The sequence below is a fragment of the Corallococcus sp. 4LFB genome (assembly GCF_046520365.1).
Taxonomy (GTDB): domain Bacteria; phylum Myxococcota; class Myxococcia; order Myxococcales; family Myxococcaceae; genus Corallococcus; species Corallococcus caeni.
Genome location: NZ_JBKGHJ010000271.1, coordinates 1 through 11,454, shown reverse-complemented (window position 1 = coordinate 11,454; position 11,454 = coordinate 1). Strand labels below are relative to the sequence as shown.

At 70.2% G+C, this 11,454-nt stretch carries 11 protein-coding genes; 5 read left to right on the top strand and 6 right to left on the bottom strand.

What is annotated here, in order from left to right; all coding sequences use genetic code 11:
* Nucleotides 1–514: 514 nt before the first annotated feature.
* Together ACLEQD_RS25850 and ACLEQD_RS25845 are read right to left on the bottom strand one after the other, a co-directional pair.
* Nucleotides 515–1,027, bottom strand: a complete 513-nt coding sequence (locus tag ACLEQD_RS25850; RefSeq protein WP_410387644.1) for a hypothetical protein — start codon at nucleotides 1,025–1,027, stop codon at nucleotides 515–517.
* Nucleotides 1,024–3,099, bottom strand: coding sequence for a HEAT repeat domain-containing protein (locus tag ACLEQD_RS25845; RefSeq protein ID WP_410387643.1), 2,076 nt, complete (start codon nucleotides 3,097–3,099; stop codon nucleotides 1,024–1,026). The genes ACLEQD_RS25850 and ACLEQD_RS25845 overlap by 4 nt, the downstream gene beginning before the upstream one ends.
* A gap of 140 nt (nucleotides 3,100–3,239) precedes the next feature.
* Here ACLEQD_RS25845 and ACLEQD_RS25840 point away from each other — a divergent pair, with 140 nt between their 5' ends.
* Nucleotides 3,240–4,067, top strand: a complete 828-nt coding sequence (locus ACLEQD_RS25840; protein ID WP_410387642.1) for an alpha/beta fold hydrolase — start codon at nucleotides 3,240–3,242, stop codon at nucleotides 4,065–4,067.
* A gap of 36 nt (nucleotides 4,068–4,103) precedes the next feature.
* Nucleotides 4,104–4,388 (top strand): DUF427 domain-containing protein, encoded by a 285-nt coding sequence (locus ACLEQD_RS25835; RefSeq protein ID WP_410387641.1) that lies wholly within the window; start codon nucleotides 4,104–4,106, stop codon nucleotides 4,386–4,388.
* Between the two features lies 1 nt (nucleotide 4,389).
* On the opposite strand, the gene ACLEQD_RS25830 is transcribed toward ACLEQD_RS25835, so the two are convergent.
* Nucleotides 4,390–5,433 (bottom strand): oxygenase MpaB family protein, encoded by a 1,044-nt coding sequence (locus ACLEQD_RS25830; protein WP_410387640.1) that lies wholly within the window; start codon nucleotides 5,431–5,433, stop codon nucleotides 4,390–4,392.
* 188 nt (nucleotides 5,434–5,621) lie between these two features.
* Here ACLEQD_RS25830 and ACLEQD_RS25825 point away from each other — a divergent pair, with 188 nt between their 5' ends.
* Nucleotides 5,622–6,635: an ABC transporter ATP-binding protein gene (locus ACLEQD_RS25825; RefSeq protein ID WP_410387638.1), complete on the top strand. Its 1,014-nt coding sequence runs from the start codon at nucleotides 5,622–5,624 to the stop codon at nucleotides 6,633–6,635.
* A gap of 91 nt (nucleotides 6,636–6,726) precedes the next feature.
* Here ACLEQD_RS25825 and ACLEQD_RS25820 read toward each other — a convergent pair whose 3' ends face one another.
* The 3 genes from ACLEQD_RS25820 to ACLEQD_RS25810 all read right to left on the bottom strand — a co-directional run bounded on the left by ACLEQD_RS25820 (nucleotide 6,727) and on the right by ACLEQD_RS25810 (nucleotide 10,519).
* Nucleotides 6,727–7,227 (bottom strand): WG repeat-containing protein, encoded by a 501-nt coding sequence (locus tag ACLEQD_RS25820; RefSeq protein ID WP_410387636.1) that lies wholly within the window; start codon nucleotides 7,225–7,227, stop codon nucleotides 6,727–6,729.
* 224 nt (nucleotides 7,228–7,451) lie between these two features.
* Nucleotides 7,452–9,803 carry a glycosyltransferase gene (locus tag ACLEQD_RS25815; protein WP_410387634.1) on the bottom strand — a complete coding sequence of 784 codons (2,352 nt, stop codon included), beginning with the start codon at nucleotides 9,801–9,803 and terminating at the stop codon, nucleotides 7,452–7,454.
* Between the two features lie 518 nt (nucleotides 9,804–10,321).
* Nucleotides 10,322–10,519: a hypothetical protein gene (locus ACLEQD_RS25810; protein WP_410387632.1), complete on the bottom strand. Its 198-nt coding sequence runs from the start codon at nucleotides 10,517–10,519 to the stop codon at nucleotides 10,322–10,324.
* 151 nt (nucleotides 10,520–10,670) lie between these two features.
* On the opposite strand from ACLEQD_RS25810, the gene ACLEQD_RS25805 reads away from it, so the two are divergent.
* Both ACLEQD_RS25805 and ACLEQD_RS25800 read left to right on the top strand, forming a co-directional pair.
* On the top strand, nucleotides 10,671–11,006 hold the full coding sequence (locus ACLEQD_RS25805; protein ID WP_410387630.1) for a DUF2171 domain-containing protein: 336 nt from the start codon (nucleotides 10,671–10,673) through the stop codon (nucleotides 11,004–11,006).
* 143 nt (nucleotides 11,007–11,149) lie between these two features.
* On the top strand, nucleotides 11,150–11,454 hold a 305-nt coding region (locus ACLEQD_RS25800; RefSeq protein WP_410387628.1), incomplete at its 3' end, for a kelch repeat-containing protein.

The following is an 11,454-nucleotide window of genomic DNA, read 5'->3' as shown; positions in this document are numbered from 1 at the left end:
CGCCGGGCGCCTGGGCGTTGGGCGTCCGCGCGGCCGGTGGCGCCACGGAAGGCGGGGGTGGCGGGGCGCGGGTGGAGCGCGCTGCGGTGGCGCGGTGTACTGCGCGAGGACCGGCAGGGCTTGTCCGGAGCCGGGCTGTGCAGTCGCCGCGTCGGGGAGTCCGGCGGGGACGAGCAGGGCTGCGAACACGAGCGCGTTCATAAGGGGTGCTCCCCAGGTAGGGGCGAAGCCAGCCCCCCGCCACGGTTCGCGCCCCTGGCGCTCCAGTGGACAACACAGCCGGGCGAGGAAGTGCTCAGCAGAGGATGGACAGACCTCCCGCGAGGGATTGGAGATCCGGGATGACCCTTACGGAGGCAGGGACATGCAAGGCATTGGGGTTTGGAGAGACATGGCGCGTCCTGGCGCGGGCGGTGGCGAGGGAAGCGCCAACGTGCGTCACGAGCGCCGTGCGGGCGTCTGTCTTGAAGGGAGGGCGTGCGTTCAGCACGCCACGACGGTCATGACGGCCAGGTCAGGGACCCGGGGATGAATCGGAGGACCGGCCGACTTCCGACGTGGGAACCAGGGTGCCGGAGTCCGCATCCATTGGCACCCGCGCTCCATCCGGCTCGCCATCCCGGAGGCGGCGGAGGATGCGGCCATCGCTTCCGACGGCGTACTGCGCGCCCGAGTGCAGCGCGAGGACGGTCAGGCCGCAGGCCTGGGGATCCTCATCGATCCGGACGAAGATGATCCCTTGCCGTTGAATGATCCGGTACTGCTGTGTCTCGCGCCGGTCGACGCATGGCGTGCTGGCATCTTGTGGACCCAGGAAGTCAGCGGCGGCGACGTCGATCGCGTGCACGATCCTGCCACTCAGCTCGACCGTGCCCCCATCCGCGCCCGCTTCCACGGCGGGCTGCTCGAAGAACTGGGGGAACTCGATGGACGTGTCATTCACCCACGCATCGCGCGTGGGCGTGGACCGCAGGCAGCCCGTGAGGAGCAACGCCGCCCACGCCACATTCGCGCCGCGCATCGTCACTGCGCCGGCAGCATGCCCAACCGCTGCTTCGCGGCGCGGTTCTGCGGGTCGAACCGGAGCGCTTCCTCCAGCCGGTCGCGGCCCTTCCGCGCATCACCCTGGAAGACGTACAGGTCCGCCAGCCGCACCAGCACGTCCGCGTTGTAGGGCTGCAGGTCCAACGCCTGCTCGAACTCGCGCGTCGCCGTGGTCACGTCCCGGCGGCGCATGGCCAGCTGCCCCAGCATCACGTGCGGCTGCACCAAGCCTCGCGTCTCCGGCTCCGTCACCAGGGCCTGCAACGCCGGCATCGCCCGCGTGTCCCCGAACGCCGCCAGCGTCAGCGCCGCGCCCTGCCGGACCCACAGCGAGCCGTCCTTGAGCAGCGGCACCAGGTCCTCTGTCGCCTCGCGCGCGTTCGCCGCGCCCAGCCCGTCGATGATGTCCGAGCGCAACGTGCTGTCCGTCGTGCCCTTCAACGCCGCCCGCAGCGCCGGCACCGCGTCGTGCTTGAACCTGCGCGCCAGGAACTTCGCCGCCGCGCCCCGCAGCGTGCCCGCCTCCGACGTGTCCGCCAGCACCGCCTCTAGCGCCCCACGGCTTCCCGCCGCCGTCTTCTCGTCGAACGCGTCCGCCAGCCGCAGCCGCCGCTGCTGCCGCGCCTCCGCCTTCGGCCACCACTTCACCAGCGAGGCCTGCATCGCGTCCGGCGTCTCCTTCGCGTGACAGGCATTGCACGCGTTGGGCACGTCATGCCGCGCCGTGTTCTGCGGCACCGGCACGTCCAGCGCGTGGTCCGCGAAGTGGTCCAGCACGCCCGACACCACCGGCGGCATGTGACACGCCAGGCAGTCCTGCGCCGCCGCCGCCTTGTGGTGCGTGTGCTTCTCCCCCTGCGCCACCACCTCCTGATGACAGCCCTGGCACGTCGTCGCGTTCACCGTCGCGCGCGCCGCCACCGGCTTCTGCTTCTTCACCTCGTTGGGCGCGCTCGCGTCGTGCGGCGCCGCGTGGCACGTCAGGCAGGTGGCCCCGCCCTGCAGGTGGCACTTGGACTGGATGAGCGCCTGGTACTCGAAGCTGGAGGTGCTGGGGCGCCCGTCGGCGAAGAAGTCCCCGGAGCGCTCGTTGCCCACCAGCAGCACCATGGGCTGGTAGCTCGCGTCGTAGCGCTGGCCGGGCCGGAAGCGGTGCTGCGCGTCCAGCATGGGGAACAGCGTGCGGCGCGGCCCGTGGCACTGCGCGCACACCGCGAAGCCCTCGTCCTTCGCCAGCTTCGCCGGCTGGATGATGTCCGCCGGCAGCTGCGACTCCGAGTGCCGCCCGCCGGGCCCGTGGCAGGACTCGCACGCGACGCCCGCGTCCGCGAACTTCGTCTCCCACTGGTGCGCCGCCCGGTCATAGCGCGCGTCCAGCCCCGTCACGTGACAGTCCAGGCACGCGTGCTGCGCGCTGCGGCGGAAGTTCGTCCAGAAGAACGGGTGGTCCGGCGACAGCGCGCCCTGCTTCTTCTCCGAGTAGTCCACCCACTCGCCCTTGCCCGTGACGTGGAAGTACACCGGCATCACCTGCCAGCGGCCGTCCGGCAGCAGCGTGATGGGGTCCTGCATCCGCTTGCCGCCCACCACCCACTGCACCGGCCACTCGCCCAGGTTCCCGTCCGCGCCCCGGGTGCGCATGAGGTACCTGCTCCCGTCGCGGCGCATCCACGCCTCGCTGGACTCGCCCTTGAAGTGCGTGTTCGCGGTGAACGTGCCCACCACGTACGGCTTCGTCGCGGGCGACAGCGCTCGCGCGTGCCAGTCGTGCTTCCAGCCAGCGTGCTGCTCCTCGTGGCAGTCCGCGCACACCTGCGAGCCGACGAAGTGATTCGCCGGCTTCGCGGCCGGCGCCTCCACCGTCTTCACCGGCACGGGCGCGGCGGTGCTCCCCGCGTCCACGGGTGGCGAGGGCGCCTGGGCCACCGGCGCGGACACCGCGGGCGCGGGCGGCGCGGAAGGGCGCAGCATGAAGAACAGACCCACCGCGAGAACCACCACCGCGAGGGCGACAAGGACAGGGCGAGAGGAGCGCATCCGGAAGGTGCCGCCCATGCTCCTCCCAAGCGCCTGGCGGCACAAGCGGCGCTCCGGGGGAGCCCGTCTCCTCCAGTGGACAACGACCTCCCAGGGAGGGCTGCGGTCCTTGCAAGCCCTGGTTTAAGGTCCGCTCCCAGCGAAGGGAGGCCTGTCCCATGCCCATGCGGTCCGTGAATGGAACCCGGCTCTACTACGAGGACACCGGTGGCGCCGGAGACGTGGTCCTCTTCAGCCACGGGCTCCTCTGGAGCACCCGGCTGTTCGACCCGCAGGTGGAGGCGCTGCGCGGGCGCTTCCGCTGCATCGCGTACGACCACCGGGGGCAGGGCCAGAGCGAAGTGCCGCCCGAGTCCGTCATCGACGTGGAGACGGTGTACGCGGACGCGGTGGCGCTCATCGAGTCCCTGGGCGTGGCGCCCGTCCACTTCGTGGGCCTGTCCATGGGCGGCTTCGTGGGCATGCGGCTGGCGGCGCGCAGGCCGGACCTGCTGCGCTCGCTGGTGCTCCTGGAGACGTCCGCCGACCCCGAGCCCCCCATGAACGTGCCGCGCTACACCGCGCTCAACCTCGTCGCGCGCTACGTGGGCCTGGGCCCCGTCGCCACGCCGGTGATGCGCATCATGTTCGGCACGTCGTTCCTCACCGACCCGGGCCGCGCGGAGGAGCGGGCGCTGTGGCGCGCGCGCCTGGTGGGCAACCGCCGCGACATCTACCGCGCCGTCAACGGCGTCATCAAACGCAAGCCCGTCGCGGACGAGCTGCCGCGCATCCGCACGCCCACGCTCGTCGTCGTGGGGGAAGAGGACCGCGCCACGGTGCCCGCCAGGTCGGAGCGCATCCACTCCCTCATCCCCGGCTCCAAGCTGGTGCGCCTGTCGCGCGGGGGCCACTCGTCCAGCGTGGAGGAGCCGGCGCTCGTCAACGCGGAGCTCGCCCCCTTCCTCACGCAGCACGCGTCCAACCAGGCCGCGCACGCCGGCTGACCCGCCGTTAGCCAGAAGCCCCAAGGAGGCTTTCCCATGCCAGTCGCCAAGTGGAACGGTGTCGTCCTCGCGAAGAGCGACACCTACGAGACCGTGGAGGGCAACATCTACTTCCCGCCGGACAGCCTGGTGCGCGAGCACTTCAAGCCCAGCGCCACGCACACCCACTGCCCCTGGAAGGGCGAGGCGAGCTACTACTCCGTGGAGGTGGACGGGAAGACGAACGCCGACGCCGCCTGGTACTACCCGGAGCCCAAGCCGGCCGCGTCCAACATCCAGGGGTACGTGGCCTTCTGGAAGGGCGTGACGGTGGATCGCTGACTCAGCGGCCCAGGAGGTACTTGCCCCAGCGCAGGCTGTTGCGCATCTGCGTGACGACGAAGGCGGGCACCCACTGGATGAGGTTGGCCTCCGGCTGCACGGCGTAGCCGTTCCACAGGTCGTCGTCGATGCGGTTGGGGTCCAGCGTCGTGGGGTAGGGCGCGGGCATGCCGCCGAAGCACTCCCCTCGCGCGAAGAAGAGGTCCCACAGCGTGGCGGCCTCCGCGTGGTTGTCCGCGATGAGGCGCGAGTCCACGCCCAGGAGCGAGCCCACCAGCTTCCAGAAGTAGTACCAGCGCTGCTCGTTGTACTCGTAGTTCTTGTCCACCCACGCCTGCGCGACGATGTACGAGAACGTCAGCAGCGTGAACGCGACGGCGCTCTGGTTGTAGCAACGCCGCCCCGTGTAGCCGGACCGGTAGTGGGCCAGCGCGGAGTTGTGCATCTGCGCCAGCAGCAGCGTCGTGGCCAGCGTGCGCGTGCTGTAGAGGCTGCCCCAGCCCATGTTCATGTTGCCGTAGAGGATGCGCAGCATGATCTGCGCGGTATCGATGACCCGGCGGGACACGATGGCGCTGAGCTTGCTGTGCGGGCGCTGCTCGAACAGCGACGACACGTCCTTGTGGTAGTACGTGGCCTTGAAGGACACGCCCGCCAGCTGGTTGACGGACGTGGCCTGGAAGAAGACGTAGAAGGCCTCGTCGCGCGCGGCCTCGAAGTCGCGCAGGAACTGCGCGGAGGCGCCCACGCCCGTCACCGCCTGGGTGGCCACCGAGTGCGCCGGTCCGTACATCACCTGCGCGATGCGGTGGTCGCTGTACGTGTTGCCCCAGAAGCCCTCGATGGCGGAGAAGGCCTTCAGCGCGGGGCGCCACGCGGTGCCGTTCACGCCGGGCGTCTCGCGGACGTGCTTCTTCCAGTGCAGCCGCAGGTCCTCCATGAACCGCGGCTCCGCCGCGCTCATGATGCCGTACAGGCTGTTCGCGGCGTTGAGCGGGTCGCCCAGGATGGCGTCCAGGTTCTGGCCACGGAAGGTGAAGGGCATGGGCGGGCTCCGGTGGGATGTGCCGGCGCAGTCTAGGGAACTGTTAAGCCTGTAACAAACCGCCTGGCCTGGAAAACCCGACACGTAGGGGATGTGACGGGGCGGGGCGGGACGGGGCTTCGTGGGCGACGGGAAGCGGCGATGCTGGGGCTTTTCGCGGGGCGTGGCCCGCGCGGAGGAGCGGAGCCTTGGCGACGGTGTCCCTGCAGGGCGTGCGCAAGGTGTACCGGGGTGGGGTGGCGGCGGTGAAGGGCGTGACGCTGGACATCGCGGACGGCGAGTTCGTGTCGCTGGTGGGCCCGTCCGGGTGCGGCAAGTCCACGACGTTGAACCTCATCGCCGGGCTGGAGGAGCTGTCCGGCGGCGAGCTGCGCATTGACGGGCAATTGGTGAACGACCTGTCCCCGCGCGAGCGCGACATCGCGATGGTGTTCCAGAGCTACGCGCTCTACCCGCACCTGGACGTGGCGGGGAACCTGGCGTTCCCGCTGAAGGTGGCGGGCCTGGACGCGAAGGACGTCGAGGCGCGCGTGCGCGAGGTGTCCGGGGTGCTGGGGCTGGAGGCGCTGCTGGCGCGCCGGCCGAAGGAGCTGTCGGGCGGACAGCGGCAGCGGGTGGCGCTGGGGCGCGCGCTGGTGCGCAGGCCCAAGGTGTTCCTCTTCGACGAGCCCCTGTCCAACCTGGACGCGGCGCTGCGCACGCAGATGCGCGGCGAAATCAAGAAGCTGCACGAACAGCTCAAGGCCACGTTCATCTACGTCACGCACGACCAGGCGGAGGCGATGACGCTGTCGGACCGCGTGGTGGTGATGAGCCAGGGCGAGGTGCAGCAGGTGGCCCCGCCGCGCGAGCTGTACGACGCGCCGGCGAACCTCTTCGTGGCGGGCTTCTTCGGCTCGCCGCGCATCAACCTGGTGAAGCCCCAGACGCTGGGCCTGTCGGAGGGTGACGCGGTGCTGGGCCTGAGGCCGGAGCACCTCCAGGTGGGGCAGGGCCCGCTTCCGCCGGACGCGCGCGAGGGGCGCGTGTACCTGGTGGAGCCCATGGGCGCGGAGGTCTGGGTGACGGTGGAGTCAGGCGGAGAGCGCCTGGTGGCGCGGGCGCCCGGGGACTTCCGCGCCGCGAGCGGGGACCCGGTGTGGCTGCGCCACGACGCGCGGTTCCTGCGCCGGTTCGACGCGAGGACGGGCCTCGCGGTGTGAGGTCAGGGACGGAGCCGCAGCCGGGCTTCCGCCAGGATGCGCGCGCCTTCGCGCGCCACGCGAGCAGCTTCCGCCGCGAGGGACAAGGGCCTCATCCGGGCTCCGGACGGTGCGCACGCAGCTCGCGCACGGTGGCGCCCTGCTCGTCGATGACCTGGAGCGCGCCGCCCGACGTCTCCACCCGGGCCTGTCCATTGTAGAAGGGCTCCACGGTGGCGAAGCGGTGGGGATAGAGGGCATCCCCTGCCGCATCGATGTGATGCCAGCCACCCGCATCCCGCGCGCGCGCGAAGCCCTTGTGGAAGACATCCAGGTCTAGGAACCGGCGCCCATTCAGGGGCCGACCCCGCTTGTCGATGTGCAGGTGGAGGCCAGAGGTCTCCTGCACCACCGCGAAGCCTTCCCGGAAGTCTCCCGCATAGGCGTACCGCTCCGCATAGACAGCGTCCCCCTGGCCGTCGATGTGGAAGTACCGGCCGTCCTTCGCCCTGACAGGACATCGCCCGTCCTGGAAGTTGCCGCACCAGGCCTGGCGCTGGGACGTGAGCTCCTGCCCATCCACGCGCAGGTGGAACGCCCCCTCAGGATCCACGACCGCCGCGAGCCCTTCATAAAACCCAAACGTCCGCGTGAAACGGCGGGGCGAGAGCGCGTTCCCTCGCAGGTCGATGTGGAACGCCCCAGACGCATCCCGGACGGCCGCGAGTCCAGGCTCGTGAAAGGAGAGGACCTCGGTGAAGCGCGCGGCATAGAGGGGCCTGCCCTCCAGGAGGTGATGCGTCCTGTCGGGTGAAACCCGCGTATGGGTCCAGGGCCTCAAGGGAGCTCCTTCACCGGCTGGCGCATGTTGCAGCCACGGCACAGCGGATGGTCCTGGTAGCCGGTCAGCAACCGTTGATAGGCCGGACCTGTCCACACCTCCTGGATGCCCACCGCGTTCAGGTTGCCCAGGTTCCCCAAGGTCCGCCGCTCCTTGTCCGGAGCGCAGCACGGGTCGAAGCGGCCCACGGCACTCACCCAGGCCTCCTTCCCCAGGAAGGGGCAGCGCGCTCCCGGGGCCAGGTCCGTGACGGCCTCTGCTCCCAGGGGGAGGATGTTCTCCAGGAGGACCTTGCTCCCATCCGGCCGCCGGCACGTTTCCGCGGCGTCGTGGGCCTGCTGGACGGCCGCGTTCCAGCGCTGGATGGCGGCGGCGTCGCGTCTCATGGACAGGGGCTGGATGGCGGCGAAATGGGCCCAGAGGTGATGGCCCTTCACGCGGTCGACCCCCAGCCCCGCCGCGAGCCGAACGATGTCCGCCAGTTCGCCCACGTTCGACTCCAGGAAGGTGAGCTGGAGCGTCACCCGGCAGCGATGGCCCCCCTGGAGGGCATGCGCATCGCGCTCGGCCAGGAACTGGCGGAGGTTCTCCAGGACCTGCTCCCAGCGTGTCCCGGGCATCACCGCTTCGTGGGTCCGCTGGGTGGCGCCGTTCCACGACACCTTCACGTCGGAGGTGATGGGGACCAGCCGGCGCGCCCATGCGCGGGCTCCGCGCCTGGGGAACGTCCCGTTGGTGGTGAGGTTCAGCCACACCCCGTGAGCCATGCACAGGTCGATGATGTCGTCGAAGTGGGGGTAGAGCAGCGGCTCCCCCATGGTGGACGGAATGATTTCCCGCAGGGGGGTGCCGTCACTGTCCGCCATGACCCGGCGCAGCAGCTCCAGGGGCATGCGGCGCTTCGGCTGGCCGGCTTCCCGGCGCAGGCGCTGGGTGTCGCTGTGGGGCGAGTGGTCCTCGCACATGATGCAGTGCAGGTTGCAGTCGTCCGGGTTGGTGTCGAAGGTGATGCGCCAGGGGCCGGGCCGGGCGGGGGGACGGCTGGCGCGACGTTGCCGGATGGCGCGTGCGTACAGCGCCTCCACGGCCTCCACGTGGGCCTGCATCCCCTGCACGTCGCCGCCTTCACCCTGGAGGTGGCCGCGACTTCCCAGGCGAACCGCCAGCTCCGGGGCGTCCACCAGCTGCTGCATGGCCTGGGCAAGCGCCTCGGGGGAGCGATGGGCGAAGAGCAGTCCGTTCTCTCCGTCCCGGACGTACTCGCGCATGCCTCCCGCGTCCGCGGTGATGACGGGCACTCGTGCCTGGAGTGCTTCGTGGATGACCAGCGGCGAGTTCTCCACCCAGATGGAGGGCACGACGATGGCATCGACGTGGTTGAACACGTCGCGGACGATGTCCGCGTTGCGGTACTCGGGAAGCCACTCCACACGGGAGTGGGCGTCCCCGGGAAGGGCGCGGGCCAGTGCCTTGAGGGTCTCCGTGTGTTCTCCGCGAGGCCGTCCCCAGATTTTCAGCCTGGCCCTGCCGCGGACCTGCCCGAAGGCCTGGATGAGGTGATGGATGCCCTTGGCCGGGATGTGGGTGCCGATATAGCCGAAGACGACGTCGGGCTCGGGAGTCCGCTGCCGGTGGCGCAGGCGCTCCACGTCGAAGCCGTAGTCCAGATACACCGCCCTGCCGGTGGGCAGCCCGAAGTCCCGCTGGAAGCGCTCCAGCAGGTAGCGCGAGGGCGCGATGAAGAGGTCCACGTGCTCCATCATCCGGCGCACATGCGCCATCCGGTCGTGGACCCACTGGCTCCAGTAGGAGACGTCTCCCTCGCGGGTCTCGGGGGAGCCGGAGAAGTAGCGCGCGTAGCAGCGCTCGGCGCACTTCCGGTCCTCCTGGCCTGAACAGGCGGACCACGGCTCCTTGGAGGGCTCGGGATGCATCTGCAGGAACTGCCCCCGAGGGCACATGAGCCAGTAGTCGTGCAGGGTGAAGACGATGGGAATGCCACGGGCGGCACCCACCTCCAGCAGGGACGTGGACAGGTGGTTCAGATGGCCCACGTGGATGACGTGGGGACGGAAGCCGTCCAGCACCTCGGCGAAGCGTTGGTCCACCCCTTCGTGCCGGTAGCGGTCACGGCTGTTGGGCAGGTTGACCAGATGGAGCAGGACCCGGGGATCATCCGGGTCGCGCTCCTGGGTCAGCGCGTAGTCCGGGAGAAATGGATCCTCGCGGCGGGTGAAGACCTGGACCTCGTGCCGGCTCGACAGACCTTGCGAAAGCGCCTGGGTATACACCTCCGAGCCTGCATTGAAGCGCATGGGATAGCCGTGGATGACTTGAAGGACTCGCATGAAAGGGCCCGGGTGCCATGGCCCCGGCCATGACACGTGTTGGGTTGAGAGGGTTTGGAGGGGCGCGGCACGGCTTCGCCTGCTTGCGCGAAGCCGTGCCGTGCGGAGGGGTGTCCGGGCCGCTACTTCAATGCGGGTTGGGAGGGCTGGGGAGCCTGGGGCTTCGGTTCATCCGCTTCCTCCGTGGAGGGACGACCCGCTTCGCCACGGGATTGCCAGTACGCGTCATCCTCGGGATTGAGTTGACGCGAACGGTTGTCGAGATCGGCCTGCGAGGGGGGATGCTGCGTCGAGGACCTGCGCATGGGCAACTCCAGGTGTCGGATTTGCCGGCGGTGCATCGTGGTCATGCCGGATTCAACGGCCAACAAAGCCTCCGTCCGGACGGACGGCCACGGACCAACGTGGTGATTCCTGGCTGGGTTGGGTTTCTTCAGGACTTCAGGAAAAGCCTACACAGGCGGGTCGCGCGTCGCAACCCGGCCTTCGTGTCTGATATTGAATTGGAGAGGAGGGTGTCAGGCGTACACCTGTTCGCTCTCCACGACGGGCTCCAGGCGGCGCTGGAGTGCGGCCAGCCGGTCGTAGCGCTGGCGCAGCGCTTCCTTGAACTCGCGTTGATCCGCGTGGGCGATTTCATCCAGCAGCGTGTGCAGCGAGGAGTCCACGGCGTCCTTCAGCACGCGCGACTCGTCGTTCGACAGTTCCAGCAACATGGGGGCCTCCTGCGTCAACGTTAGGCACCGCGCACCGGGGCCGCGCGCGGGGCCGGCTCCCGGCCTGGACGAAGGCGGCCCGAGGGCCCACCGGGCTGCCTGCCACGGCGCGCACGACGGCGGGAGCGACCCCATTCTTGGTGAGGACCCCATGAGCGCGAGGAGCGACGCGATGATTCACGCGGGAGAGGTTCGCGAGGGCATGTCGGTGCGCACCGCCGACGGACAGCGGCTGGGCCGGGTGGCGGGCGTGGGCGACACGCACTTCGAATTGGAGCAGGGCCTGGTGCCCATTCCCCGGCGCGACTACCTGGTCGAGTACGGCGACGTGGAGGCCGTGCGCGGGGATGAGGTCCTGCTCAAGCCGGCGGACCATTCCCAGCTCACGCTGGAGGAGGACGACGACGGCGGCGCCCTGCCGCCGCGCCACAGCGAGGGCCTGGAAGCCGAGCCCACGAACGACCCCGTGGGTCCCCCGCGGCACTAGCGCGGCCCACCCGGAGGACAGGGCAAGGCCCTGGAATCACAGGGTCTTGCGCGGGCCGGGGTGTCAGACCGGCGCGGTAGACGAACCCCTCGGCCAGACGTCCCGGTGGGGTCATGCGACGGTTTTCGACATCTTGCGTCACGATGCTGTGGTTGGGGGTGGTGTTCGCGTGCGGTCCCGCGCCGCGAGCGGATGCGGGCAGCGTGGAGTCCCCGGTACCGGGCGTGCTGTCCACGCCCCGGCGGCTCTTGCCCTACGTCGCGCTGGAGGACGGGCGGGTGCTGGCGGCGGGAGGGCACGACGGCGGCCGCACGCTGGGCAGCTGTGAGGTCTTCGACCCGGACACGGGGCGGTGGCGGTCCACGGGGGCGCTGCGCACGGCGCGGCGCAACCACGCGGCGGTGCGGCTGCTGGATGGGCGCGTGCTGGTGGTGGGCGGCTCCAACGG

What these genes read in the sequence shown, in the direction of transcription:
- ACLEQD_RS25810 (WP_410387632.1), bottom strand. Translation starts at nt 10,519, where the DNA reads ATGTTGCTGGAACTGTCGAACGACGAGTCGCGCGTGCTGAAGGACGCC.
- ACLEQD_RS25840 (WP_410387642.1), top strand. Translation starts at nt 3,240, where the DNA reads ATGCCCATGCGGTCCGTGAATGGAACCCGGCTCTACTACGAGGACACC.
- ACLEQD_RS25835 (WP_410387641.1), top strand. Translation starts at nt 4,104, where the DNA reads ATGCCAGTCGCCAAGTGGAACGGTGTCGTCCTCGCGAAGAGCGACACC.
- ACLEQD_RS25815 (WP_410387634.1), bottom strand. Translation starts at nt 9,803, where the DNA reads ATGCGAGTCCTTCAAGTCATCCACGGCTATCCCATGCGCTTCAATGCA.
- ACLEQD_RS25845 (WP_410387643.1), bottom strand. Translation starts at nt 3,099, where the DNA reads ATGGGCGGCACCTTCCGGATGCGCTCCTCTCGCCCTGTCCTTGTCGCC.
- ACLEQD_RS25805 (WP_410387630.1), top strand. Translation starts at nt 10,671, where the DNA reads ATGAGCGCGAGGAGCGACGCGATGATTCACGCGGGAGAGGTTCGCGAG.
- ACLEQD_RS25830 (WP_410387640.1), bottom strand. Translation starts at nt 5,433, where the DNA reads ATGCCCTTCACCTTCCGTGGCCAGAACCTGGACGCCATCCTGGGCGAC.